Below are 25,851 nucleotides of genomic sequence, written 5' to 3'. Positions count from 1 at the left end.
CCCCGCCGTGCGGCTCAGGGGTCGAGCAGGCTCCGGATGCGGTCCAGGTCGCTCCTGGCCGCGGAGGCGAGCTCCTCGCTCTCCGTCCTGGCGCGGCGCAGCTTCTCCACGGCCCGGGCGACCTGCTGTTCCAATCCACGCGTCTGCGAGCTGAGGACGGCGTCGCCGTCCTCCCTGGCCCGCTCGGAGGAGGTGTAGGCGATCCCGGTGGTGACCGCGGCCCCCAGGGTCAGGATCCACAGGAAGGCGTTCGCCGTCAGCAGGGACAGGACGAGCAGGACCACCGCCGTGGCCAGGCTCATCCAGAGGAAACCGTGGCGGCCGCGGTCGGCGCTGTGGCGTTCCCGCAGCCCGCGGCGGGCGCGCTCGACCTGTCGTTGGTCGGCGCCGGACTCGGTGACGGTGATGGACAGGCCCTGGAAGGTCGTGTCCGCGGTCTCGGGGACCCGGGTGGTGGCCCGTGCCGCCAGCTCCTCCGCCGTGTCCAGGACGGCGGCGCGCTGGAGGACGAGTGCGAAGGTGCGGCGCTGCGGTGGTACGTCCTCGCGGGTCAGGTCCTGTCGGAGGAGGGCCTCGACACTGTCGACGGTGTCGCCCCAGGCGGGCAGGGCCCCCTCCCGGCCGCCGTTCTCGATCACCGCTCGGAGCCGGTTGGACTCGGCCAGCAGGGGCGCCTCCTCGGGGCTGCCCTCCTCCACGAGCAGGTGCAGCGTCTCCCGGAGGAAGCCGGAGCTGGCCTCGTCGGGCGCCATGGCCTCCGAAGAGGTGTCCTCCACGCCCAGCGCGGTGACCTCGGTGACCCGTTCGCGCAGGCGGACCAGGGCCCGGGCGGCCTGGAGCTGGGAGGCGGCGGAGGCTGTGGCGCCCCGTCCCCGGCCGGACACCGCCGGAACGGCGACCCAGTCGTGGACCCGGGAGAGCCGGACGTCCTCGGCGGTCCACCGGCGCAGCGTGGACAGCAACAGGTGTTCCCGGGCGTCGTCGCCGAAGGAGCCGTCGGCGGTCAGCAGCCACAGGGCGCGCCGGCCGCGGGTCAGCTGGACGCGCGGTCCGGGCAGGTGGGGCAGAAGGTCGTCGTCGAGCAGCGCGTGCAGCCCCCGGGCGGCGGGGGCCAGCCAGTACCCGGGCACGTCCTCGATTCCGGGGGCGGCCGGGGCGGTGCCGGCCAGCATCTGGAGGGTGCGGTGGCGCGTGATCGCGGCGTCGTCGAACATCGCCAGGGTGGCGCGGACGTCGCTGAGTTCGATGAAGGCGTCCAGGGTCGCGGAGACCCGGTCGAGTCTCTGTTCCAGGGTTTCCCGGATCCGGCCCACTTCGGAGCGCATGCGCCTGCGTTCCCGCGCCATCTGCGAGTACGTGTCGCTCAGGTCCTCCTGGAGTTCCCTGATCCGCGCGTTCTGCGAGTAGTCGATCCAACTCAAGCTTGTCTTCCTTTCCCGCGCCTGTGGGGCGGTGGCGCACCGGAGGTTGTGACGGCGGTGGAGCAGCTCCGGTTCGGGGGTTGCGCGGGCGGTGTTTCCTGAACCAGACTGGGAGCGCTCCCAGAGGAAGGCTCCCCATGAACGAACCGAAGCTCCCGCCGGGCCTGCTGTTCGGTACCGCCACCGCCGCCTACCAGGTGGAGGGCGCTGCCGGTGAGGACGGGCGGGGCCCCTCGATCTGGGACACCTACTGCCGCACCCCCGGGCGCGTGGCCCGCGGTGAGAGCGGGGACGTGGCCTGCGACCACTACCACCGCTACGCCGAGGACGTCGCCCTGCTCGCCGAGCTCGGAGTGGACCTGTACCGCTTCTCCGTCTCCTGGCCCCGGATCCAGCCCACCGGCCGGGGGCGGCCCAACCCCGCCGGGCTGGCCTTCTACGACCGCCTGGTCGACACGGTCCTCGCGGCCGGAGTCGAGCCGGTCCTCACCCTCTACCACTGGGACCTGCCCCAGGCCCTGGAGGACGAGGGTGGCTGGCGCGTCCGCGACACCGCCCGCCGTTTCGGCGATTACGCACGGATCGTGGCCGAGCACCTCGGCGACCGGGTGAACCACTGGATCACCCTCAACGAACCCTTCTGCTCCGCCTTCGTCGGACACGCCGTCGGCCGCCACGCCCCCGGGACCCGGGAGGGGACCCCCGCCCTGGCCGCGGCGCACCACCTGCTCCTCGCCCACGGCGCCGCGGTCGGCGAGCTCCGTGCCTGCGACGCGGGACGGGTCGGCATCACGCTCAACCCCGACCACCTGCTGCCCGCCACCGAATCCGAGGCGGACCGGGCCGCAGTGGAGCGCGCCCGCACCCTGCACAACCGCACCTGGTTCGACCCCCTCTTCGCCGGCGCCTACCCCGACAACGAGCAGGAGGTCTGGGGCGAGCTGGCCGACGGTTCCTACCGGCGGGAGGGCGACCTGGAAACCATCGGCCAACCACTGGACTTCCTCGGGGTCAACTTCTACCGGCCCATCATGCTCCGCGCCGTCCCGCACGAGCAGGCGGATCCGCGGCTGCGCACGGCCGTCGACATCGGGGCCGAACGTGCCCCCTACCCGGGGGTCCGGCACACCACCATGGACTGGCCCGTGGTCCCCGAGAGCTTCGCGGACCTGCTCGTGGACCTGGACCTCCGGTACCCCGGACTGCCACCGATCCTCATCACGGAGAACGGCTCCGCCGAGGCGGACGAACCCGACGAGGACGGCCGGGTCCACGACGAGGACCGCATCGCCTACCTGCGCGACCACCTGTCCGCGCTGGCGCGCGCGATCGACGCCGGGGTGGACGTGCGCGGGTACTTCGTGTGGTCGCTGCTGGACAACTTCGAGTGGGCCTACGGCTACGACCGCAGGTTCGGCCTGGTGCGGGTGGACTACGAGACCCTGGAGCGCCACCCCAAGGACAGCTACCACTGGTACCGGGACTACCTGACCTCGCACAGGCTCCGTCGGGCGCCGGGCGCGCCCTCCTGACCCACAGGGGTCCCTGGACGCCCAACGTCGTGTTGGCATCCGCTCCGATCTGGGGCAGGGTGGAGGACGACAGGCACACGAGGGCCGTGAGGGCTCATGACGGATGGATCGGGTATGACAGCGCCGCCGGATTCGGGTTCGGGTACCAGCGGAAGCCTCCGGGCCGCGCAGCGGATGCTCCAGCTGCAGAACAGCCTGGTGGAGCTGTTGCGGACCAAGCCCTTCAGCCAGATCACCTACAAGGAGATCACCGAGGGCGTCGACATCGACCGGTCCACCGTCTACCGCTACTACAACCACAAGAACCAGGTGCTCCAGGCCGCCGTCGACGTCCGGCTCACCGCCTTCGCCTCCCGGGTGGACCTGACGTTCGGCCGGATGGAGACGATCGACGGGTACATGGGCCGTCTGGTGGACGCCTGGATGGGGCTGTGGCTGGAGTCGGGCGGGCTGCTCGCAGCGGCCTCGGGGCTGGGGACGGAACCGGGCCCGCAACGCGACTGGTGGCGCGAGCGCACCGGACCGTGGACCGAGGCGGTCCGCGAGGCGATCGAGGTGGCCCGCTTCGTGGAGGAGCTGCCCGGGGACGGGCGCCCCGCGCTGCCGCTGGCGGAGATGACGGTGGGGCTGTGCCAGTCGACCTTCAACAACGAGTTGACGGTCGGGCACAGTGAGGAGCACCGCACAATGGTCCGTGACCTGCTGCTCGACGCGATCCTGCGCATGATGGGGCGGAGGTAGCCGACCGGCCCCCGAACGCCGGGGACGCGGGTCAGACCCTCTGCCGGGCCACGCTGCCGAAGGCTCCGACGACCGCCCCGAGAGCGAACATGGCGGCCTCGTCCTCGTCCATGTGGACGATCCCGGCGGGGACGCGCACACGGTAGGGCTTGTTCTCGGCCGGCAGGATCTCCAGGCCGTCAATGATCCGTTGGCCCTCCAACATCAGGAGGGCCTCCCCGACCCTTCCGGTGCGGTCGGCCCGCGCCCATATCGACATGCGTTTACCCTAACTACGGCCCAGGGCCGTCAGCGGAGCCGACCCGCAACCGGGGGGAGCGGCCCGGCGGGAACCCGGGAGGTTCCGTGACGGGCGCACCCGGCCCGGAACCTCCGCCTCGCCAGTTCCCCTGTTCCCCGGACGGGGTGAGGGACTGCGTACCCAGTGATATCACCGACGGTGCACCTGCACGTGCACTCACCTCGGCGCCTGGCCGGATCCGGCCAGGGGAGCGGTCGCGGCCTCAGCGCCCGAGGACGGTCATCTCCTCGCCCCGCACGTCGACGGCGGTCAGGGTGACCTCCTCCGAGGGACGGTCCTGCGAACGCGGACCGGCCACTGCCAGAACACCCTCGCCGCCCTCGTCGGCCCCCTCGACCACGCCCTCCACGGTGATCGAGGCGACCTCGCGGGAAGCGGCCGCCAGATAGTGCCAGCGGTTCCCGGAATCCTGCCACCAGGTGCCCGCGGCCACGTGACGGTTGAGGTTGCTGCAGTCCCAACCGTTCTCGCTCTCCCCGGCCAGGACGGTCTCGGTGCCGTCGTCGGTCTCCGTGACCAACACGGCTCGGGCCAGCCCGCCGCCGTCGTGCCCGCCGAACCGCACGCACGTCCACCGGCCGTCTCCGCCACCGGGCAGTTCCTGGACGGCGAACTCCCAGGCCGTGGCGGTGCGCACGGGACCTTCGGGCAGGTCCCCGGCGCAGGCCAGCTCGCCCCACAGGTCGAAGCCCTGTTCGGGACCGAGCACCTCGTGCGGCCCCAACCTGCGGATCTCGGCGGGAGGCGGAGGCATGTACCCCAGGTGGGCGGTGTCCGGGCCGCCCAGGTCGATCGCCGTGTACGGCTGACCGTGCGCCACCTCGGGGGCGCGCAGCCGCAGGACGGGGCCCGCCCCACAGTGGTCCCCGGCGGGTACGGCCCCGGTCACCCCGTCCCGGTGTTCGACGTCGGACCAGTCGGCGCCGCCTCGGCCGAGCGGGGCGCCGGCTGCCTCGGTCACCCAGGGCGGCAGCAGGTAGTGGATGCCGTCGTCGGTGTCGGCCAGGCGGAGGGCGGGCCAGTTGGCCACACCGTTGCCGGGTTCGGCGAACACCTCGACCAGTTCCTCGGAGCCCGCACGCGTGTAGCGGGCGAGCCGGGGCCCGTCGTGCAGGAGCACGACCTCGCGGTCGGCCACCTCGCCGGCGAACAGGAGGGAGGGCGAGACGGGGGCGCCGTCACCGTTCTCCTGTTCGGCCCAGACGGCCACGGCCCGTCGGGTGAGCGCCCGGTCGTCGACCGCGTCACCCCTGGGGTGCCAGGCCGTCAGGTCCAGCCGGAAGCTCGTCCGCCAGGCGTCCGGTGCGGTCGCCCCGGCCAGTGGAGGCGGTGCCGCGGTGGGCGCGGTGGCACCCGCCCCGGTGTCGGGCCCGGCCGCGGTCAGTCCCAGCACCGTCACCGCCAGGGCGAGCAGGCCCGCGGAGGCGACCAGGCCACGCCGGTGCACCAGGGGCCCCTTGCCGCTGACCCGGACGAGTGTGGGGTCGGGCAGGGGCAACGCGGCCGGTACCCCGGTGGCGCGTTCCACGGCGGCCGTGGCGTCGCGGACCCCGACCGAGGAGAGGAGTTCGGTCGCGGCGCGGGCGTCCAGGCCCTCCCTCCGGAGGAGGACGTAGGCCGCACGGGCCGGCGCGTCCAGGCCGTCCAGCGCTTCCAGGCCGCGGGTCTCGCCGCCGAGGCCGTCGACGGGCGAGACCCGCAGACCGGACTGGCCGTGCGGGTGCCACCGCCGGGGGAAGAGCGACCTGCGCAGGACCTTGTGACGTATTCGCGCGTACTCGTGGGTACGGGGGTGGCGCCGCCCGCGCGGAAGCGCTCCGGTCACCAGCCGGTGGGCGTGTTCGAGCAGGCCGTGCGGCTCCCGGTGCCCGGAGAGGGTGACCAGGCAGAGCAGGGCCAGGTTCCGGTAGGGGGAGCGGGGAAGGGGCTGCTCCGGGGTTTTGGGCATCGAAGGCTCCTCGGAGATCTCTTCGAGTGACCCTAGGGAAGGCGTACCGCCCGCACCTGGCGAACGCCGAAAGCCGCGGCCTATGCCGGAAATATCCTGCTGGGGTTCCGTCGGACCACCGACCGGGGGGAGCCCCACCGGGCCACCCGGCCGGCTCCGGGTACATCCTGCCGGCCGTCATCGCGGGTGCGGTTGACCAGGGCTCCGAGGTCCCCCGAGGAACCTCCCGGGCCGGGACGTCCGGCGCCGGGAGGTTCCGGGCCCTAGCGGGTCTTGATGACGGCCGCGAGAAGACCGGAGATGATCATCATCGACAGGCTGATGATCATGAGCACGAACGCGACGGTTCCGACCATGGTGTTTCCTTCACTGTGTCGTCCCCCGGGCGCCGCGGACCGTGCCCCCGGCACCCGGCACACCGGGACACCCGGAGTTTCGGGCGCGGCATGTACCTCTTCGATGGATCACCCTATCTCGCCGTCGCGGCGGTGCCGCGTCGGGTTCCCGCTCTGACCAGCGTGGTTCAACGATCGTTCCAGACCCGTGGGTAGACCTCGCACAGCCAGCGGTCGGCCCAGGCGGCGTCGGCCGTCGCGGGCAGGTCGCTGCTCCCGCACAACCCGGCGAGCCGGGCCTCCAGTTCCGCGGCGCGCTCCAGGGCCTCCTCGCGGCTGTGCTCCCCGCGGCGCAGGGCGAGCAGCCAGGCGCGGTCGGGTTCGGGCACCGGCAGGGTGAGGCCGCCGGTTTCCAGCAGTTCCACGCCCTGGAGACCCAGCCGGACCATGTGGTAGGCGTACTTGGTGTCGAAGCCGTACCGTTCCACCAGTTCGGGGCGGTTGGTGTGTCGGCCGCCGCGGGTGCCCGCCAGCCGTTCGCGCTGGGCGCGCAGGTAGCCCAGGAAGCGTTCTCCGGCCCGTCGGGACGGGAAGCGGTGGGCGTTGGCGCGCAGTTCCCGGCCGACCGGGGTGAGGGTGCGGACATCCTCGTCGGGCACGAAGAGGGGCAGCAGGACGGTGGGATTGCCGTCCAGGGCCAGCCGGGTCCACTTTCGCAGCGAGTACACGGTCAGGTCCAGGTCGCCGGGGCCGGACCGGGCGTGTGCGGGCCGGGTGCGGTGGATGTACTGCTCGAAGACGCGCAGACCGATGACGTACTCGGGCGGCTCGACGCAGATCCCCATCTCGTCGCGGTCGTTCTGGCCGTCGAGGTCGAGGCCGTGGACGCCGGAGCCCACCTGGCAGCGCAGCACGGTGCCCTGCTCGGCGATGCGGGCGAACTCCTCGGTCGAGTGCTTCACCGTTTCTCCAACGCGGTCGGGGTGCGGTCGCCGAAAGCTACCGTGACCCCCTCCCGGCCCACGAGTCGTTTTCGCCGAGGCGCCAGAGCGCCGGACCGCCGGCCGACCCCCGCCCCGACCCCCGACACGGTCAGATCGCCCCAAAGCGCCTAACGGTAAGGGAACCATCCCTTCCGGCACTTGCCGGTATGTTCCCGGGGCCGTTTTACTGGTCGGACCGTCCGGCGCCCGGCCGGACCCCGCAGTGGAAAGCAGGACCGTGCCCTCCGAGATCCCCGACGCCAAGATCGACACCTCCGTTCCGCACAACGCCCGTATCTGGAACTACTGGTTGGGCGGCAAGGACAACTATCCGGTCGACAGGGAGATGGGCGACCAGATCCGCTCGTTCTTCCCCGAGATCGTCGACAACGCGGTGGCCGACCGCGGGTTCCTGGTCCGTACCGTCACCTACCTGGCCGAGGAACAGGGGATCCGGCAGTTCCTGGACATCGGCACCGGCCTTCCCAGCCACAACAACACCCACGAGGTGGCCCAGACCGCGGCCCCGGAGGCCCGGGTGGTGTACGTGGACAACGACCCGCTGGTGCTCACGCACGCCCGTGCCCTGCTGACCGGCACCGACCAGGGGGCCACCGACTACGTCGACGCCGACCTGCGCGACCCGGAGAGCATCCTGGCCGCCGCCGGGAAGACCCTGGACTTCTCCAAGCCGGTGGCCCTGATGCTGCTGGGTGTGGTGAACTTCGTGGCCGACGACGCCGAGGTGCGCTCGATCCTGGACCGGTTGCTGGACGCGCTCGCCCCCGGGAGCTATCTGGTGGTCTCCCACCCGACCGACGACATCGACCACGAACGCGCCCACCAGGTGGCCGAGGCGTGGAACGAGCGGGGCACCCCCAAGCTCACGATCCGCAGTGCCGCGGGGATCCGGGCGCTCTTCGACGGCCTCGAACTCCTGGAACCGGGCGTGGTCTCCTGCTCGCTGTGGCGCTCGGCGCCGACCGAGGTCGGCGAGATCCGCCCGGTCGCCGAGTACGGCGGCGTCGCCCGGAAGCCGTAGCCATCCCCCCGGAGGAGTACACCGTGGAGCAGGTGACACGTGCCGACGGCCCGATGTCGGACCGGGCGCCTTCGCCCGTGATCGACGAGGGGCACTGGCGGGGACGGCTCGCCGAACTGGCAGAGCGGCACGGGGTCCCCGGTGCGCAGCTCGGGATCCTGCGGACCGGCCCCGCTCCGGGCGGGGCCGGGGAGCTGGTCCAGGTCGAGCACGGCGTCCTCAACGCCGGGACCGGGCACCCGGTCACCGCAGGGTCGGTCTTCCAGATCGGTTCGATCACCAAGGTGCTGACCGCGACCCTGGTCATGGGTCTGGTCGACGAGGGGGCCCTGACCGTGGACACCCGGATCGCCGAGGTGCTTCCCGGGCTGCGGCTGGCCGAACCGGAACTGGCCGCCGGGCTGACCGTCCGGCACCTGCTCAACCACACGAGCGGGATCGACGGGGACGTCTTCACCGACACCGGCCGCGGCGACGACGTCCTGGAACGCTACGTCGCCGAGCTGGCCGGGGCCGCCGTGATCCATCCGCTGGGCGCGACCTTCTCCTACTGCAACTCGGGTTTTCCGCTGTTGGGCCGGGTCGTCGAGAAGGTCACCGGACTGACCTGGGACGAGGCGATGCGCGAGCGGTTGTTCACCCCGTTGGGGACGACCCGCACGGGCACGCTCCCGGAGGAGGCACTGCTGCACGGGGCGGCCCTCGGCCACGTGGTGGGCCTGCCCGATCCGGTGCCGGCCCCGGTGTGGGGCCTGCCCCGGTCCCTGGGGCCGGCGGGTCTGGTCACCGCCAACGCGGAGGACGTGCTGCGCTTCGCCGGGATGCACCTGCGCGGTGGTCGCACGGCCGAGGGCGAGCGGGTGCTGTCGCAGGGGTCGGTCGAGGCGATGGCCCGGCACGAGGTGGACCTGCCCGACCAGTACACCCTGGGGGACTCCTGGGGCCTGGGCTGGATCCGCTACGGCTGGGACGGTCACCGGCTGCTGGGCCACGACGGCAACACCATCGGCCAGTCCGCGTTCCTGCGCCTGCTGCCGCGGGCCGGGCTGGCGGTGGTCCTGCTGACCAACGGCGGTCAGACCCGTGACCTGTACCAGGACTTGTACGGGGAGGTCTTCGACGCGGTCGCCGGGGTGCGGATCCAGGAGCCGCTGACGCCCCCGCGGGAGCCGACGGCGGCGACCGGCCCGCTTCCCCGGAGTGTGTACGAGAACGCTTCGCAGCGTCTGGAGGTGCTGGAGGACGCGCGGGGGCGGGTGCTGCGCATGACCGCTCTGGGTCCGTTGGCCGAACTCGAACCCGAACCCGTCCGGGAGTGCCCGATGGTTCCGGTCGGGCCGGGCCGATACGCGGTCCGGCCCGGGGAACAGCGCACGTGGGCCGCGCTCACCTTCTACACCCCGGGGACGGGGGAGGAGTACGCGCACTTCGGCGGACGGGCCCTGCCACTGGTGGGCGGCCCCGGCTCCGGCACGCCGTGACCGGTGCGCACCGGAACCGGGACCGCCCGGTCCTCAGTCCCGGGGACGCTGGTCGATGATGCGGCGGAACTTGCCGACCGAGCGTTCGATCTGCTCGGGGTCGACGACGTCGACGGTCACGCTCACCCCGACCCTGTCCTTGACCGTCGCGGTGATCTCCCTGCTCAGGGCCGTGCGACGGTCGGCGGTGCAGTCCGGGGCCGCCTCGACGCGCACGGTCATGCCGTCCAGGCGCCCCTCCTTGGTGAGCACCAGTTGGAAGTGCGGGGCGAGTCCGTCCAGGCCGAGCACGATCTCCTCGATCTGGGTGGGGAAGACGTTGACCCCGCGCAGGATGATCATGTCGTCGCTGCGGCCGGTGACCTTGTCCATGCGCCGCATCGGGCGGGCCGTGCCCGGGCGCAGGGTGGTCAGGTCGCGGGTGCGGTAGCGGATGACCGGCATGGCCTGCTTGGTCAGCGAGGTGAAGACCAGCTCGCCGTTCTCGCCGTCGGGCAGGACGGCCTGGGTGAGCGGATCGAGGACCTCGGGGTAGAAGTGGTCCTCCCAGACGTGCAGTCCGTCCTTGGTCTCCACGCACTCGTTGGCCACGCCCGGGCCCATGACCTCGGAGAGGCCGTAGATGTCGACGGCGTTGATGTCGAAGCGCTCCTCGATCTCCAGGCGCATCTTCTCGGTCCAGGGCTCGGCGCCGAAGATCCCGACCTCGAGGGAGGTCGTTCGGGGGTCGATGCCCTGGCGTTCGAACTCGTCCATCAGGGTCAGCATGTAGCTGGGGGTGACCATGATGATCTCGGGCCGGAAGTCCTGGATGAGCTGGACCTGTTTGGCGGTCTGGCCGCCGGAGGCGGGGATGACCGTGCAGCCGAGCTTCTCGGCGCCGTAGTGGGCGCCGAGGCCGCCGGTGAACAGGCCGTAACCGTAGGAGACGTGGACCTTGTGGCCGGGGCGGCCGCCCGCGGCACGGATCGAACGGGCCACCACGGTGGCCCAGGTGTCGATGTCCTCGCGGGTGTAGCCGACCACGGTGGGTTTGCCGGTGGTCCCGCTGGAGGCGTGGATGCGGCTGACCTGCTCCTGGGGGACGGCGAACATTCCGAAGGGGTAGTTCTCGCGCAGGTCGGCCTTGGTGGTGTGTGGGAAGAGGGCGAGGTCCTCCAGGCTTCCCAGGTCCTCGGGGCGTACTCCGGCCTCGTCGAACTTGCGCCGGTACAGGGGCACGTTCGTGTAGGCGTGCTCCAGGGTCCAACGCAGCCGTTCGAACTGGAGGGCGCGCAGTTCGTCGGTGCTCATGCGCTCGGCCGGGTCCAGGGCCCCGGGGGCGGGGGCCCGGCCGAGGCGCTGCCGCGGGGCGGTGCCGGCCGACTGCTTGGTGCTGTCCTGGATTGCCATGGGTCTCTCCGGGTACTGTGCGCGGTGTCCCGCCGGGGAGTACGCCGCGGATGCTCTCGGTGCTTCGGCGCCGCGTGGGACCGTGCGGCGGCCCCGGGCCGAAGCGGTCCGGTGAGCACGGCCCGCGGCGGGCGCTCGGGCGGGTCGGCGGGGTCCGTCGCGCTGAGGTGGGTCCGTTGCCGGTCCGGGTGCGGGGGCCGACTTGCTTACTGACCGAACGTTCGGTTACTAATGCATTTACTCAGTCTCTGACCTGCTGTGTCAAGGAGACGTGTCGATGGGTTCACACAGGACGGTGGCACAGGCCACCGCAGTCAACATGGGAGGCCGTTCGTGAGCGACGTCTACGTGGTCGACGGGGTGCGCACCCCTCAGGGCCGTTACGGGGGCGCCCTCGCGGCCGTCCGCCCGGACGACCTGGCGGCCCTGGCCGTGTCCGAGGTGGTCCGCCGCGCCGGCCTCCCCGACGGGGTCGTGGACGAGGTCATCCTCGGCGCCGCCAACCAGGCGGGCGAGGACAACCGCAACGTGGCCCGGATGGCCGCCCTGCTGGCGGGTCTGGGCTCCGGGGTCCCCGGTTACACCGTCAACCGGCTGTGTGCCAGCGGCCTGACCGCCGTCGCCTCGGCCGCCCAGGCCGTCCGTGCCGGGGAGGCCGACGTGGTCGTCGCGGGCGGGGTGGAGTCGATGACCCGCGCCCCCTGGGTGATGGCCAAGCCCGGGACCCCCTGGGCCAAACCGGGGGAGGTCGCCGACACCTCCCTGGGCTGGCGGTTCACCAACCCGCGCTTCGCCGCGGCCGACGCCCAGGCTCCCGTCGACGCCGCACCCGACGAGCTGCGTTACACCCTGTCGATGGGCGAGACCGCCGAGGAGGTCGCGACCCTGGAGGGCCTCACCCGCCAGGAGTGCGACGCCTTCGCGCTGCGCAGCCACGAACGCGCCGTCGCCGCCGCGGAGGCGGGCCGCTTCGCGCGCGAGATCGTCCCCGTCACCGTCCACGGACGCAAGGGCCGGACCCACGAGGTCACCGAGGACGAGGGGCCGCGCCCCGATTCCACCGAGGAGAGCCTGGGCAGGCTGCGCCCGGTCTTCCGCGAGGGCGGCATCGTCACCGCGGGCAACTCCTCCTCCCTCTCCGACGGTGCCTCCGCTCTGGTCCTGGCCAGCGCCGAGGCCGTACGCAGGTACGGGCTCACCCCGCGCGCCCGGGTGGTCGCCTCCGCCTCGGCCGGGGTCGACCCGCAGGTCATGGGGCTGGGCCCGGTCCCGGCCACCCGCAAGGTCCTGGACCGCGCGGGGTGGAAGCTCGACGAGGTCGGCGCGGTCGAGCTCAACGAGGCCTTCGCCGCCCAGTCCCTGGCCGTGATGCGCCGGCTCGGCCTGGACGAGTCCCGGGTCAACGCCGACGGTGGCGCGATCGCCCTGGGCCATCCGCTCGGCTCCTCCGGCTCCCGTCTGGTGGTCACGCTGGTGAACCGGATGGAGCGCGAGGACGCCCGGCGCGGCCTGGCCACCCTGTGCGTGGGCGTCGGCCAGGGCACCGCCCTGCTGGTGGAGCGCGTATGAGCCACGACCAGTACGGCGGGGACCACGGCCCCCGGGCCGCGGAGTTCGAGACCCTCGCCGTCGAGTGGCGCGAGGACCGTGTGGTGGTCGAGCTGCACCGTCCCGAGGCCCGCAACGCCATCAACGGTCGGATGATCTCCGAGCTGCACCGGGTGTGCGCCGAGCTCGAGACCGAGCCCAGACCCCTGCTGCTGACCGGGCACGGCACCGTGTTCGCGGGCGGAGCCGACATCGCCGAACTGCGCGAACGCGGCCGTGAGGAGGCCCTGGCCGGGATCAACAGCCGTCTGTTCGAGCGGCTGCACCGGCTCCGGGCGCCCACCGTGGCGGCGGTCGACGGGTTCGCGCTGGGTGGCGGCGCCGAACTGTCCTACGCCTGTGACATCCGGATCGCCACCCCCACCGCCGTGTTCGCCCAGCCCGAGCCGGGCCTGGGCATCATCGCCGGCGCGGGTGCCTGCTGGCGCCTGAAGGAACTGGTCGGCGCCTCGGTGGCCAAACAGGTGCTGCTCGGCGGGTTCAGGCTGGACGCGGAGGCCGCGCTGCGCCACGGCCTGGTGGCCGAGATCGTTCCCTCCGAGGAGCTGCGCGAGCGCGCGCACGGTCTGCTGGACCGGATGGCCGCCTCCTCGGCGGCGGCCCTGCGGTTGACCAAGATGGTGCTGGACGCCGACGGTGTGCACCCGCTGGCCGACGACCTCACGCAGGCGGTGCTGTTCGAGAGCGCTGACAAACACGACCGGATGACCCGTTTCCTGGAGAGGAAGAAGCGTTGACCTCCGACAACCCCGTACAGGGCGTGCCCGCCTCCGTCGCCGTCATCGGCGGCGGCACCATGGGTGCCGGTATCGTCCAGCAGTTCCTGACCTCAGGGGCGCGCGTGGTGCTGGTGGAAGCCACCGTGGAGGCCGCCGAGGCCGGCCGCGACCGGGTCGCGGCCGGACTGGACAAGGCGCACGGGCGCGGCAAGATCGACGCCGAACCCGCCTCCTACCTTGCCCGGTTCGACACCGTCACCGACGCCGCGCAGATCCCGTCCGGGACGGGTCTGGTCGTGGAGGCCGTCCCGGAGCGGCCGGACCTGAAGATCGCGGTGCTGACCGCGGCCGAGGCCGCGGTCGGCGAGGACACCGTCCTGGCCTCCAACACCAGTTCGCTGTCGGTCACCGAGCTGGCCGCCGCGCTCCGGCGTCCCGGGCGCTTCCTGGGAACCCACTTCTTCAACCCGGTCCCGGCCTCCAGGCTCGTGGAGCTCGTGACCGCTCCCGAGACCGAGCCGGCCGTCCTGGAGGCGGTGCGCGGCTGGGTCGGGGCCCTGGGCAAGACCGAGATCGTGGTCCGGGACGCGCCGGGCTTCGCCACCAGCCGGCTCGGCGTCATGCTGGGCCTGGAGGCCATCCGCATGGTCGAGGAGGGCGTGGCCTCGCCCGCCGACATCGACACTGCCATGGAGCTCGGCTACCGCCACCCGATGGGTCCGCTCAGGCTCACCGACCTGGTCGGCCTGGACGTGCGCCTGGCCATCGCCGAGCACCTGGCCGCCGAACTGGGGGACCGGTTCACCCCGCCGGAGCTCCTGCGCCGTAAGGTCGCCGAAGGCAGGCTCGGCCGCAAGAGCGGCGAGGGCTTTCACATCTGGGACGAGGGAGACAAGGCGTGAGTGAAGACAGGGCTGCGGAGTTCGGTGAGACCGACGGCCTCGCCGTCGTCCGGCTGAACCGGCCGGCGCTGACCCGGCAGGTCAAGGAGGAGCTGCTGGCGGCGGTCCGCCGGGCCAGTGAGTCCACCACCGCCCGCGCGGTGCTGTTCCTGGGGACGGACAAGGCCTTCTGCGTGGGTCAGGACCTGGCCGAACACGCCCGGATCCAGCAGGAGGAGCCCGATCAGGCGTTGAGCACGGTGCGTGAGCACTACAACCGGATCGTGCTGGCCCTGGAGGGGATCCAGGTCCCCCTCGTGGTCGGGATCGGCGGTGCCTGCGTGGGGGCCGGTCTGGGTTTCGCCCTCGCCGGTGACGTGCGCGTGGCCGCCCGCAGGGCGAAGTTCGGTACGGCTTTCACCGGGATCGGCCTGGCCTCGGACTCGGCTCTGGCCTACCGGCTGGTGCGTTCGCTGGGTCAGGCCCGTGCGATGGAGCTGATGCTTATGGCCACGGTGTTCGGTGCCGACCGTGCGCAGGAGCTGGGTCTGGTCACCGAGGTCGTGGACGACGGGGACTGGGAGGCGCGCGCCCGGGAGGTCGCCGTCCAGCTGGCCTCGGGGCCCACGTCCGCGTTCGTGGCGGCCAAGCGCGAGGTGCGCTCCGCCGCCTCGGGTGAGGCGGACCTGCCGGAGCTGCTGGAGGAGGAGGCCGAGCTGCAGAACCAGCTGGGCGCCACCGCCGATCACGTCGGCGCGGTCAAGGCCTTCCTCAACAAGGAGAGGCCCGCCTTCACCGGCCGTTAGCACGCGCCGAAGCGGAGCGCGGGCCCCGCGGAGTGGGGTGACCTGCTCGGATTCGGGTGTCCGAGGACTTGCGTTGGACACCCGGCTCCGGGGATACTAATTACTGACCGAACGTTCGGTTATGAATGGGGAAAGATCAATGCCGACCACGGCCCAGGAAGCGCCCCCCGGCGCCGACGAGGCGCTCCGGGCGGAGTTCGACGCCCGGATCGCCGACAACCAGCGCATCGAACCGCGCGACTGGATGCCCGAGGCCTACCGCCGGACCCTCATCCGCCAGGTCTCCCAGCACGCGCACTCGGAGATCATCGGCATGCAGCCCGAGGGCGACTGGATCACAACCGCGCCCAGCCTGCGCCGCAAGGCCATCCTCCTGGCCAAGGTCCAGGACGAGGCCGGACACGGCCTGTACCTGTACGCGGCCGCCGAAACCCTCGGCGTGGACCGCGCCGACCTCACCGAACGCCTGATCGAGGGCCGCCAGAAGTACTCCTCGATCTTCAACTACCCCTCCCTGAACTACGCCGACGTCGGCGTCATCGGCTGGCTGGTCGACGGCGCCGCGATCTGCAACCAGGTCCCGCTGTGCCGCACCTCCTTCGGCCCCTACGCCCGGGCGATGGTGCGCATCTGCAAGGAGGAGTCCTTCCACCAGCGCCAGGGCTACGAACTGCTCATGCGCATGATGGAGGGGACCGAGGGCCAGCGTGCGATGGTCCAGGACGCCGTCGACCGCTGGTGGTGGCCGTCCCTGATGATGTTCGGCCCGCCCGACGCGGACTCGCCCAACACCCAGCAGTCCATGACCTGGGGCATCAAGATCGACACCAACGACGACCTGCGCCAGAAGTTCGTCGACATGACCGTCCCGCAGGCGGAGAAGCTGGGCGTCACCCTGCCCGACCCCGAACTGGCCTGGAACGCCGAGCGCGAGCACTACGACTTCGGTGAGCCCGACTGGAACGAGTTCAAACAGGTCATCTCCGGAAGCGGTCCCAAGAACGCCGAGCGCGTCGCCCGCCGGCGCACCGCCCACGAGAAGGGCGCGTGGGTCCGCGAGGCCGCCACCGCCTACGCCAGGAAGCAGCAGAGCGCCCGGGAGGCCGCGGCATGAGCAGGAACGACAACGCGACACCGGCCCGCCCCGAATGGCCCCTCTACGAGGTCTTCGTCCGAGGCAAGCGCGGCCTGAACCACGTGCACGTGGGTTCGCTGCACGCCCCCGACGAGACCATGGCGCTGCACAACGCCCGCAACCTCTACACCCGCCGCAACGAGGGTGTGAGTATCTGGGTCGTGCTCGCCGAGGACATCACCGCCTCCAGCCCGGACGAGAAGGACCCCTACTTCGAGCCCAGCGGTGACAAGGTCTACCGCCACCCGACCTTCTACCCCATCCCCGAGGACGTCCCCCACATCTAGGTCCGGGGGACCCCGGGGCCGGGCCAGCACGAGTCTTCAAGGAACGACATGAGCGGCGAGAACATTTTCACCGGACTGACCGAGGAGCACGACGGCGACGCCCGTTGGGCCTTCGGCACCGGCTTCACCGAGGCGCTCGCGGGCGTGGACACCACCCTGCCCGAGGGGGTGGACGGCGCGGACCTGGCGGCGTACTGCCAGATGCTCGGCGACGACGCCCTCATCCAGTCCCAGCGTCTCATCCACTGGGTGACCGACGCCCCGGAACTGGAGGAGGAGGTGGCCCTGGCCAACATCGCACTGGACCTGCTCGGCCAGGCCCGCCTGTTGCTGGCCCGCGCCGGACAGGCCGACGGCACCGGACGCGACGAGGACGCCTTCGCCTACCGGCGACCGGCCGCGGAGTTCCGCAACGTGTGTCTGGCCGAGATCCCGCGCGGTGACTTCGCCCGCTGCGTCACCACGCTGCTCGTGCTCTCCACCTGGCGCCTGGCCCTGTTCACCCGTCTGGCCGACAGCAGGGACCCGGTGCTGGCCGCCATCGCGGCCAAGGGCGTCAACGAACTGGCCTACCACCGTGAGTACGCCGTGTCCTGGGCCCTGCGCCTGGGCGACGGCACCCCCTACTCCAACGAGCGCATGCGCGAGGCCGTCGCCCACGTGTGGCCCCGCACCGGCGAACTCTTCGCCACCCACCCCGTGGAGGCCGCTCTGGCGGACCGGGGCGCGGGTGTGGACCCGGCCTCGGTGCGCGAGGAGGTCCACGGGGTCCTCACCCAGGTGCTGACCACCGCCACTCTGCCCGCCCCCGGGGACTTCCCCGAGGCCGGTGTCGCCGGGCGCGACGGCAGGCACAGCAGTGAACTCGCCCCGCTGCTGGAGGAGCTCCAGCGCGTGGCCCGCGAGCACCCGGAGGCGACATGGTAACCACGACCGGTACCGGGCGCGACGCCGACACCCGTCGGCGCCTCTGGGCGGCGGCCGCCGCGGTCACCGACCCCGAACTGCCCATGCTCACCCTCGCCGACCTGGGCATCCTGCGCGAGGTCGAGGTCGAACAGGACGGCACCGCGGCGGTGTGGATCACCCCCACCTACTCCGGTTGCCCGGCCCTGGCGGAGATGCGCGTGGACGTGGACCGCGCCGTGCGCGCCGCCGGCTTCGGGAAGGTGGAGGTGCGCACCGCCCTCTCGCCCGCCTGGACCACCGACTGGATCACCGACGAGGGCAGGCGCAAGCTCGCCGAGCACGGTATCTCCCCGCCCGGAGGGGCGCCCCGGCGCCCGGCGGGTCCCGTCCCGCTCACCCTGATGCCCACCCGTACCGCCCCGCGCTGCCCCCTGTGCGGGGCGGCCGACACCGAGGAACTGTCCCGGTTCGGCGCGACCTCCTGTAAGTCGCTGCACCGCTGCCGGACCTGCCTCGAACCGTTCGAGCACGTCAAGGAGATCTGACCGTGACCACACCCGTCACCGAGACCGCCCCCGCCGCCCCGCGCGGCCGGGCCGCGTTCCACCGGCTGCGCGTGGCCGCCGTCGAGCGCCTGTGCGACGACGCCGTCGCCGTCACCTTCGACGTCCCCGACCACCTGGCCGAGGCGTTCGCCTTCGCCCCGGGGCAGTCGCTGACCCTGCGCCGGGTGGTTGACGGCGTGGAGGAACGGCGCAGCTACTCCGTCTGCGCGGCCGTGGGCGAGGCCCCCCGGGTGGGGGTGCGCCTGGTCCCCGGCGGACTGTTCTCGCACTGGCTGGTCCGCGAGGTCGAACCGGGCGACGAGATCGAGGTGGGCCCGCCCACCGGCCGGTTCAGCCCCGACCTGGACGAGGCCGCCCGCCACGTGCTCGTCGCCGCCGGCTCGGGCATCACCCCGGTGCTGTCGATGGCGTCCTCACTGCTGCGCCGGACCGACTCCCGTGTCACGCTGCTCTACGGCAACCGGCGCAGCGACACCGTGATGTTCGCCGACGAGCTGGCCGACCTCAAGGACTCCTTCGGTCCCCGGCTCGAACTCGTCCACGTGCTCTCCCGCGAGCCCCGCGAGTCCGAGCTGTTCACCGGACGACTGGACGGCGCGAAGCTGGACGCGCTGCTGTCCACCGTGGTCGCCGCCGACGCGGTCGACCACTGGTGGCTGTGCGGCCCCTACGGGATGGTCACCGACGCCCGGGAGGTCCTCGCCGAGCACGGTGTGCGGGGCGACCGGATCCACCAGGAGTTGTTCTTCGTCGAGGGCGCCGAGCCGCCGCCCCAGACTCGGCACGAGGATCCGGGGGTCGAGGGTCCGGCCAGTGAGGTCACCGTCGTCCTGGACGGCCGTACCACCACACTGACCCTGCCGCAGGGGGTGCCGGTCCTGGACTCCGCCCAGCGCTACCGCCCCGACCTGCCCTTCGCCTGCAAGGGCGGTGTCTGCGGCACCTGCCGGGTCAAGGTGTGCGACGGCGAGGTCGAGATGCGCCGCAACTACGCGCTCACCCCCGCCGAGGTCGAGGCCGGGTACGCCCTGGCCTGCCAGTCGCTGCCTCGGACCGACACCGTGACCGTGGACTTCGACTCATGAGCGGCCCGGCGCCGGAGGGGCGCAACGAGACCGCCTGGCGCATGTTCGAGGCCGACCGTGCCTCCAAGAACCTGGGGATGCGCCTGGTCGAGGCCCGGGACGGTTTCGCGGTGGTGGAGATGACGGTGGGGCCGCTGATGGTCAACGGCCACAACATCGCCCACGGCGGGTTCGTGTTCACGCTCGCCGACACCGCCTTCGCCTGTGCCTGCAACCGGGACGGCGGCGGGGTCACGGTGGCCTCGGGCGCCGACGTCACGTTCGTGGCCCCGGCGAAGGAGGGCGAGGTGCTGGTGGCGACCGCCGTCGAGCGCGTGGTCCACGGCCGCAGCGGCGTCTACGACGTCACGGTCCGCCGGGACGGGGACGTCGTCGCCGAGTTCCGGGGGCGCAGCCGCACCCTGCCCGACCGGACCTGACCCGGGGGCGGAGGTGCCCGCCCCCGGGGTCCGTCCCGGTCAGCCGCTGACGGGCTCGCGCACGGTCTCCGGGACGGGCTCCGAGGCCGCGGAGCCGACCGCGGGCCCCCTGCGGTCGAGCACACCCGCCGACATGGCGATGCCGAGCCCGACCAGGGCCAGGACCGAGCCGATCACCGCGGGGGAGACGTAGCCCAGGCCCATCCCGATCCCGAGGCCGCCGAGCCAGGCGCCGCCGGCGTTGGCCAGGTTGAACGCCGAGTGGTTGGAGGCCGAGGCGATGGTGGGGGCCGCGCCCGCCTTGTTCATCACCAGGACCTGGAGCGGGGCGGTCACCCCGAAACCGACCGCGCCCAGGACCACCACCGTGACCGCGGCCGTCCAGGGGTTGTGCACGGTGACGGTGAACAGTGCCAGGACCAGGGCCAGGGAGGCCAGGGAACCGTAGATGGTGGGGCGCAGCCACCGGTCGGCCAGCGGCCCGACCACCAGGGAGCCCAGCGTCATACCGACGCCGAACAGAGCCAGCACGATCGGGACCCCGGTGCTGGGCATCCCCGCCAGCTCGGTCATCATCGGCGAGATGTAGCTGTAGACGGCGAACACCCCGGCGAAGCCGAAGACCGCGGTGGTCAGCCCCAGGACGACCTGCGGGTGGCGCAGCGCCGAGAGCTCCCCGCGCAGACCGCCGGCCCGGGACGCGGGCGTGTGCGGCACGAACAGGGCCACACCCGCGATGGTCAGGGCGGTGAGGGCCACGACCACCAGGAAGGCGGCCCGCCAGCCGACCAGCTGTCCGAGCAGGGTTCCGGCGGGCACCCCGACGATGTTGGCCACGGTCAGGCCGAGCATCACCCGGGCCACGGCGGTCGCCCGGCGGGCCGGACCCGCCATGTGCGCGGCGACCAGGGCGGCCATGCCCAGGTAGGCGCCGTGCGGGAGCCCCGCCAGCACCCGGGAGGCGAAGACCGCACCGTAGGAGCTGGTCACCACGGTGGCCAGGTTGCCGACCAGGAAGACACCCATGAACACCATCAGCAGGGTCTTGCGTGGCAGGCGGTTGCCCAGGGCGGTGAGCAGGGGAGCGCCGACCACCACCCCCAGGGCGTAGGCGGAGATGAGGTAACCGGCGGTGGAGATGGGCACGCCGAGGTCGGTGGCGACCTCGGGCAGCAGGCCCATGATCACGAACTCGGTGGTGCCGATGGCGAAGGCCCCGAGGGCCAGGGCGAGCAGGGCCAGAGGCATGGCTGTGCCCCCTTCCGGGCGGTGGGTCGTGTGTGCGAGCGGGCTTCGTGCCGCGGGCCTCGTGGGTGGGAGACGGTCGCGCGGAGGCGTCGGGGTTCCTGGAACCGGTGGCGTGGGCGACGGGCCGTTGGCCGAGGTGCGCCAGGCCCGCGGACGGGCTCCGGGGGTCCGCGCAAAGTGATTTAGCACGTGCTAAATCAAGGATGTCACCGATGACCGCCGATCGCCAACGGTGCGGCACGTGATCTGTCTCGCCCCGGGCATGCCGAGCGCTGCCCTCCGAAGTGCGCGGGCCCGGCCCGTAAGGCCCGGGAACGGAACTCAGGAGCGAGGGGGAGCGGTGCTGCCCCGCACCGTGAGGGTGGTCGGCAGGACCACGTGGGTGCTCTCGGTGCGGCCCTCCTCCAACCGTTCGACCGCCGCGCCGACCGTGAGCTCGGCGATCTGCGCCACGTCCTGGCGGACCGAGGTCAGGTTCAGGAACGACAGCCGCGCGGCCCGGCTGTCGTCGTACCCCACCACGGACACGTCCCCCGGCACGGAGCACCCCGCGTGCAGCAGGGTCTCCATCAGGCCGCGAGCGGACTGGTCGTTGCAGCAGACCACGGCCGTGGGCAGCGTGTCCCGGGCCAGGAGCGACGCCGCGGCTCGCGCCCCCGACTCCTCGGTGTAGGCGCCGGGGACCAGGTCGGTGTACGCACCCAGGCCGTGCTCCCGCATGCCCTCCAGGTAACCGGTCCGGCGTTCGGGGGCACTGGGCAGATCACCGCCGTACACGTGCGCGATGTGCCGGTGGCCCAGGCCGACCAGGTGTCCGACCGCCTGGCGCACCCCGGAGACGGCGTCGGTGCGGACGCTGTCGGTCCCCCTCGCGTTGGTACGCTGCCCGATCTCCACCACGGGGACCCGCTCGGCGACCCTGGCCAGGTCCTCCGGGGCCTGCGCGGACATCCCGATGAGCACCAGCGCCTCACAGCGCAACCCCACGAGTTCGTCGATCGCCTGGCGTTCGGTGCGGTTGGCCAGCATGGCGCTCAGGGCCACGCTGTAGCCGAACCGGGCCGCCACCGGGTACAGGGCCTCGACCAGGTCGGCGTCCATCGGGTGCTCCATGGTGAAGAGCACGCCGAGCTGACGGCTGCGCGCCCGGCGCAGCAGCTGGGCTGCGGTGTCGGCACGGTAACCGAGTTCCTCGGCGGCGCGCAGTACCCGCTCCCGGGTGGCCGCGCTGGGGCCCGGCCGGTCGCCCAGCACGAGCGAGACCAACTGCCGGGAGACACCCAGGTGCGCCGCGACGTCGGCCATCGTCGGCCGCCCGCCCGGCGTCCCGCCGCCCCTGACGCCGTTCGCCACTTCGACCCCCCTCCCACGCAGGCGCATCGTACCGCCGCACGGCCCGCCCCGTGATCGACCGGGCAACGGTCCCTGGAACCACCGACCCCGCGTAACCCGTACGAACCTTCGAAGAAGCAGCGGCGTCAGATCGTCCGGGCGGAGTCCCCCCCGCCCCGTTCGGCACACATTCTTCCGAAAGGCAACGATGTCCACTTCCCCTGACACTTCCCCGCCTCCCGGGCTCGCGCCACTGGAGACGGGCGACCCGGCCGGGATCGGGCCCTACCGGGTGGTGGGGCGGATCGGCTCGGGCGGTATGGGAGCCGTCTACGGAGCCCTCGACGGGCAGGGGGTGTGCGTGGCGGTCAAGACCGTCCACGCCGACTTCGCTCGCAGACCCCGCTTCCGGGACGCCTTCGCCCGCGAGGTCGAGATGCTGGGGCGAGCCGACGGGATCAGTACCGCCCGCCTGCACGCCGCCGACACCGGGGCGGCGGTTCCGTGGCTGGCCTTCGACTACGTCCCCGGCCGCGACCTGCGCGCCCACGTGCGCGTGTTCGGTCCGCTGGAGGGCGAGATGCTCCGCACCTTCGCCCTGGGAGCCGCCGAGGGCCTGGCCGCCCTGCACACGGCGGGCATCGCCCACCGCGACATCAAACCGGGCAACGTCATCCTGTCCCCGGACGGCCCGAAGATCGTGGACTTCGGCATCGCGGTCGAGATCGGCACCGAGCGCTCCGAGGACGGTTCGGCCTCCTACGGGACCCCCGGCTGGTCGGCCCCCGAACGCTACTCCGGGGCAGCCGCGGACCCGGCCGCCGACGTGTTCGCCTGGGGCGGGCTGGTGGCGCTGGCCGCCACCGGTCGCCAGCCCTTCGGCGCCGGTGACGCGGGGGAGAAGGCGCGCCGGGTGCGCGAGGGCGAGTACGACGTCGACGGTGTGCCCGAGGACCTGTTGGGCCTGGTGCGGGCCGCGCTGTCGGCGGATCCGGCCCGGCGTCCGAGCTCCGAGGTGTTGGTGCGTTCCCTGCTGCCCGAGCCGCAGGAGGAGGGACAGCGGGGCCCGGTCACCACGGCGAACGTTCTGCGCCGGATGCTCCGCGACTACTGGCGCGGCGTGGACGATGCCGGCCACGACCCTGCCCGCTGGGCGGCCGCGCTGGGTATCGCCTCCGCGGCCGGCCTGGGCGCGAGCGCCGTGGGCTCGGGCGCGCTGGGCTCCGGAGGCGCCACAGGAGCCGGAGCCGCCGGCGCAGGCACGGCGGGTGGAACCGGAGCGGCGGGTACCACCGCGTCCGGTTCGGCAATGGCGACCGCCGGAGGGGCCGGTGGCGCCGCGAGCGGCGGTGCAGCCGGGACGGGCATGACCACCGGCGGTGTGCTGAGCGGGGTCGCCACGTCCAAGATCGGCCTGGCGGGCGCGGGCCTGCTCGCGGTGGCCGGACTGGCGGCGGGCGGTTTCGTGGTCTACGAGCAGGTGAGCGAGAACCCGTCGGAGACGGTCGCCGCCGCCGCGGGCTTGCTGGAGGAGGGGCCGGGGTTCACCGCCCGGGTCGAGCGGGCCTTCTCCCGGGAGCACGCCGAACAGGTCTCCGAACGCACCGGGACCCCCGTGGACCAGGTGGTGGCGGACAGCCGGGTGGAGGAGGAGTACCTGTACTCGGCCGACGGCGAGAGCTTTCTCATCCGGGGGGCGGCCATGGGTCCGGGGACCACGGCCGTGGCCAACCATCAGGGGGACCTGTACGTGTACGCGCCGCGCGAGGAGGCCCCGGAGCTGTGGGAGGAGTCGCCCCACGAATTCTGGTTCGATTCCGCGCTCGTGGACGTTTACTACGGGCAGGAGGGAGACCACGGATTGTGGCGGACCTCTCCCGCACCCTTGGAGCGCGCCCCTGGCGTCGACGCCGACTCGATCGCTCCCAGCCTGGTCACCGCGCCGCTGCGGGCCCTGGCCGAGGAGGGGGGACCCGAGGCGGTCGACGGGCCGGGGCGGGCATACACGGGGTCCACCGTGTTGGGACTGCTGTCCCCAGAGGCCTTGATCGAAGAGGAGGTGGTCGGCCGTGTCGAACTCGACGACGAGGGCGCGCCGGTACGGGCCGAGTACACCTCGGACCGTTGGGAGGTGCGGGTCGACTTCGAGGAGGTGGACACTGCTGTTCCCCTGGAGGACCCGCAGGTATGGGCGGCCGACAACGACGGGTTCGGCTGGGTCGTGGTGCACGCCCCGGTCTGCGGGACCGTGCGCTTGCCGAGATGGGCGGAGGACAACGGCGGGCGCAAGGAGTGGGAGGTCCAGGCCAGTGGTTGGGACATGGACTGTGACCAGGCGATGGAGGTGGCGGAGCTGCGGGAGGATCCGTCGATCGACCCGGACAGGGCCGTGGTGTTGGACGCGAGAAGGGGCAGAATGAGCCGGATCACACAGTATGACGACATGATGGCCTGCGGCGTCTTCTGGCGTGAGGAACAGGGGTTCAGGCCGGATGGTTCCCCGCCGGAAAGCTATTATTTCGGGCCATGCCAGGAGTCCACCGTGCTGAGTGAGGATCGGTCCTCCGCGGAAGACGGATACTTCAGAGCGGAGGTCGAGTTCGGCCCCGTGACCCTGATCGACTTCCACCAACGGTCCTGAGCGGGGCGGTTCCGTGTTCGCGGTGTGGGGGTCCGTGCGGCGGCGGCTTCCCGCTGACCCGGACACGAAAAACGGGGGGCGCGCCGTCTGGCGCGCCCCCCGGAGTCCGGCCGGATTCCACGTCCCCCAACGTGGAACCGGCCACGCGGCCCGTGCACTGAGTGCGGGGGCCGCTGGGAGGCGAATACGGTGATGGTTTCGTGTCGGAAACCCCCATTTACGACACGAGCACTCGTATTCGCTAGGTCTGGCCGGGTCCCACGTCCCCCAACGTGGGACCCGACCGCGCGGCCTACGCACTAGGTGCGGTCTGGCCGCTGGGAAGGCGGTTGTAGCGATGGTTTCGTGTCAGAAACCCCCATTGCCGACACGAACGCGTACAACCGCGCATGGTCTTGAGGTGATGTCGAAGCTACGCACAGACGTTGGTGGGATTGTTGGGGTCGGGGTCGCTCTGGGGTGCTTCACCTGTGAGAACGCTTCGTCTGTGTCTGGTGTTCCCGCCCTGGCAGCCGATTTTCATCCGGTCCGGTAAAAAGCGGGTGCGGACTCGGGCACGGAATCCCTAAGCTCCCCTCCGACCCTGGCGCAGAAGGAGGCACGAATGTCCGAACTGATGCCCCTCTGGCGGCCGACCGGGTCCGCGGAACTCGCCCTGCTCAGGGATTCCGGTTGGCGGGAGTGGCCGCCCCGCCTGCCCGAACAGCCCATTTTCTACCCGGTTCTGAACGAGGACTACGCGAACCGGATCGCCCGGGAGTGGAACCTGCCACACGACGGCGAGGGCCACGTCGCCCGCTTCCGGGTGGAGGCGGAGTTCGCGTCCCGCTGTCCCGTCCGGCAGGCGGGCGGGCGCACGATCCTGGAGCTGTGGGTGCCCGCGGAGGAACTGGCCGAGTTCAAAGCGCACATCCGCGGGGAGATCGAACTGGTGCGTTCCTTCCTGCCCGGGTTCCCCGAGGGGATCGACCGCCCCGCGGGGAGCGTTCCCGGCTGAGGGCCCGGTGCCACCCGGGCGTCGGGCGTGGAAGCCCGGGCG

General features: G+C 72.2%; 23 protein-coding genes. 16 read left to right on the top strand and 7 right to left on the bottom strand.

What is annotated here, in order from left to right; all coding sequences use genetic code 11:
* Positions 1-14: 14 nt before the first annotated feature.
* Positions 15-1,421, bottom strand: a complete 1,407-nt coding sequence (locus ACUKCB_RS09130) for a hypothetical protein (protein WP_473040087.1) — start codon at positions 1,419-1,421, stop codon at positions 15-17.
* A gap of 137 nt (positions 1,422-1,558) precedes the next feature.
* Between ACUKCB_RS09130 and ACUKCB_RS09125 the strand changes: the two genes are divergently transcribed.
* Positions 1,559-2,953, top strand: coding sequence for a GH1 family beta-glucosidase (locus ACUKCB_RS09125; protein ID WP_473040086.1), 1,395 nt, complete (start codon positions 1,559-1,561; stop codon positions 2,951-2,953).
* A gap of 174 nt (positions 2,954-3,127) precedes the next feature.
* Entirely contained in the window at positions 3,128-3,694 is a 567-nt protein-coding gene (locus tag ACUKCB_RS09120) for a TetR/AcrR family transcriptional regulator (protein ID WP_473040957.1), read from the top strand.
* A gap of 31 nt (positions 3,695-3,725) precedes the next feature.
* On the opposite strand, the gene ACUKCB_RS09115 is transcribed toward ACUKCB_RS09120, so the two are convergent.
* From ACUKCB_RS09115 to ACUKCB_RS09105, 3 genes are all read right to left on the bottom strand, one after another.
* Positions 3,726-3,953, bottom strand: a complete 228-nt coding sequence (locus tag ACUKCB_RS09115) for a hypothetical protein (protein WP_473040085.1) — start codon at positions 3,951-3,953, stop codon at positions 3,726-3,728.
* Between the two features lie 244 nt (positions 3,954-4,197).
* Complete coding sequence (locus tag ACUKCB_RS09110; protein WP_473040084.1) at positions 4,198-5,943, bottom strand: hypothetical protein; 1,746 nt, start codon at positions 5,941-5,943, stop codon at positions 4,198-4,200.
* Positions 5,944-6,466: 523 nt separating this feature from the next.
* Complete coding sequence (locus ACUKCB_RS09105; protein ID WP_473040083.1) at positions 6,467-7,240, bottom strand: nucleotidyltransferase domain-containing protein; 774 nt, start codon at positions 7,238-7,240, stop codon at positions 6,467-6,469.
* 259 nt (positions 7,241-7,499) lie between these two features.
* Here ACUKCB_RS09105 and ACUKCB_RS09100 point away from each other — a divergent pair, with 259 nt between their 5' ends.
* Positions 7,500-8,303, top strand: coding sequence for an SAM-dependent methyltransferase (locus ACUKCB_RS09100; RefSeq protein ID WP_473040082.1), 804 nt, complete (start codon positions 7,500-7,502; stop codon positions 8,301-8,303).
* A gap of 23 nt (positions 8,304-8,326) precedes the next feature.
* On the top strand, positions 8,327-9,784 hold the full coding sequence (locus ACUKCB_RS09095) for a serine hydrolase domain-containing protein (RefSeq protein WP_473040081.1): 1,458 nt from the start codon (positions 8,327-8,329) through the stop codon (positions 9,782-9,784).
* A gap of 33 nt (positions 9,785-9,817) precedes the next feature.
* Here the strand turns inward: ACUKCB_RS09095 and paaK are convergent, their stop codons facing one another.
* On the bottom strand, positions 9,818-11,176 hold the full coding sequence (paaK, locus tag ACUKCB_RS09090) for a phenylacetate--CoA ligase PaaK (protein WP_473040080.1): 1,359 nt from the start codon (positions 11,174-11,176) through the stop codon (positions 9,818-9,820).
* A 333-nt stretch (positions 11,177-11,509) separates the two neighbouring features.
* Here paaK and ACUKCB_RS09085 point away from each other — a divergent pair, with 333 nt between their 5' ends.
* The 10 genes from ACUKCB_RS09085 (at position 11,510) to paaI (ending at position 19,591) form a co-directional block, all read left to right on the top strand.
* Positions 11,510-12,745: a thiolase family protein gene (locus ACUKCB_RS09085; RefSeq protein WP_473040079.1), complete on the top strand. Its 1,236-nt coding sequence runs from the start codon at positions 11,510-11,512 to the stop codon at positions 12,743-12,745.
* Positions 12,742-13,521 (top strand): enoyl-CoA hydratase/isomerase family protein, encoded by a 780-nt coding sequence (locus ACUKCB_RS09080; RefSeq protein WP_473040078.1) that lies wholly within the window; start codon positions 12,742-12,744, stop codon positions 13,519-13,521. The genes ACUKCB_RS09085 and ACUKCB_RS09080 overlap by 4 nt, the downstream gene beginning before the upstream one ends.
* Complete coding sequence (locus ACUKCB_RS09075) at positions 13,518-14,405, top strand: 3-hydroxyacyl-CoA dehydrogenase family protein (protein ID WP_473040077.1); 888 nt, start codon at positions 13,518-13,520, stop codon at positions 14,403-14,405. Before ACUKCB_RS09080 ends, ACUKCB_RS09075 begins: the two co-directional genes overlap by 4 nt.
* Entirely contained in the window at positions 14,402-15,190 is a 789-nt protein-coding gene (locus ACUKCB_RS09070) for an enoyl-CoA hydratase/isomerase family protein (protein ID WP_473040076.1), read from the top strand. Before ACUKCB_RS09075 ends, ACUKCB_RS09070 begins: the two co-directional genes overlap by 4 nt.
* Positions 15,191-15,329: 139 nt before the next feature.
* Positions 15,330-16,304: a 1,2-phenylacetyl-CoA epoxidase subunit PaaA gene (paaA, locus tag ACUKCB_RS09065; protein WP_473040075.1), complete on the top strand. Its 975-nt coding sequence runs from the start codon at positions 15,330-15,332 to the stop codon at positions 16,302-16,304.
* Positions 16,301-16,612, top strand: a complete 312-nt coding sequence (gene paaB, locus ACUKCB_RS09060) for a 1,2-phenylacetyl-CoA epoxidase subunit PaaB (protein WP_452548022.1) — start codon at positions 16,301-16,303, stop codon at positions 16,610-16,612. Before paaA ends, paaB begins: the two co-directional genes overlap by 4 nt.
* 48 nt (positions 16,613-16,660) lie before the next feature.
* Positions 16,661-17,539, top strand: coding sequence for a 1,2-phenylacetyl-CoA epoxidase subunit PaaC (gene paaC, locus ACUKCB_RS09055; RefSeq protein ID WP_473040074.1), 879 nt, complete (start codon positions 16,661-16,663; stop codon positions 17,537-17,539).
* Positions 17,533-18,066: a 1,2-phenylacetyl-CoA epoxidase subunit PaaD gene (gene paaD / locus ACUKCB_RS09050; protein ID WP_473040073.1), complete on the top strand. Its 534-nt coding sequence runs from the start codon at positions 17,533-17,535 to the stop codon at positions 18,064-18,066. Before paaC ends, paaD begins: the two co-directional genes overlap by 7 nt.
* Before the next feature lie 2 nt (positions 18,067-18,068).
* Complete coding sequence (paaE, locus tag ACUKCB_RS09045; RefSeq protein ID WP_473040072.1) at positions 18,069-19,172, top strand: 1,2-phenylacetyl-CoA epoxidase subunit PaaE; 1,104 nt, start codon at positions 18,069-18,071, stop codon at positions 19,170-19,172.
* On the top strand, positions 19,169-19,591 hold the full coding sequence (paaI, locus tag ACUKCB_RS09040) for a hydroxyphenylacetyl-CoA thioesterase PaaI (protein WP_473040071.1): 423 nt from the start codon (positions 19,169-19,171) through the stop codon (positions 19,589-19,591). The genes paaE and paaI overlap by 4 nt, the downstream gene beginning before the upstream one ends.
* A gap of 39 nt (positions 19,592-19,630) precedes the next feature.
* On the opposite strand, the gene ACUKCB_RS09035 is transcribed toward paaI, so the two are convergent.
* Both ACUKCB_RS09035 and ACUKCB_RS09030 read right to left on the bottom strand, forming a co-directional pair.
* Complete coding sequence (locus ACUKCB_RS09035; RefSeq protein ID WP_473040070.1) at positions 19,631-20,839, bottom strand: MFS transporter; 1,209 nt, start codon at positions 20,837-20,839, stop codon at positions 19,631-19,633.
* 321 nt (positions 20,840-21,160) lie between these two features.
* Complete coding sequence (locus ACUKCB_RS09030; protein WP_473040956.1) at positions 21,161-22,144, bottom strand: LacI family DNA-binding transcriptional regulator; 984 nt, start codon at positions 22,142-22,144, stop codon at positions 21,161-21,163.
* 235 nt (positions 22,145-22,379) lie between these two features.
* Between ACUKCB_RS09030 and ACUKCB_RS09025 the strand changes: the two genes are divergently transcribed.
* Both ACUKCB_RS09025 and ACUKCB_RS09020 read left to right on the top strand, forming a co-directional pair.
* Complete coding sequence (locus ACUKCB_RS09025) at positions 22,380-24,812, top strand: serine/threonine-protein kinase (protein WP_473040069.1); 2,433 nt, start codon at positions 22,380-22,382, stop codon at positions 24,810-24,812.
* Between the two features lie 604 nt (positions 24,813-25,416).
* The gene (locus ACUKCB_RS09020; protein WP_473040068.1) at positions 25,417-25,809 is read left to right on the top strand and encodes an ADP-ribosylation/crystallin J1; all 393 of its coding nucleotides are present in this window, start codon (positions 25,417-25,419) and stop codon (positions 25,807-25,809) included.
* Positions 25,810-25,851 lie beyond the last annotated feature (42 nt).

It is taken from the genome of Nocardiopsis moroccensis, from assembly GCF_055763695.1.
This window is presented reverse-complemented; position numbering and strand designations above follow the sequence as displayed.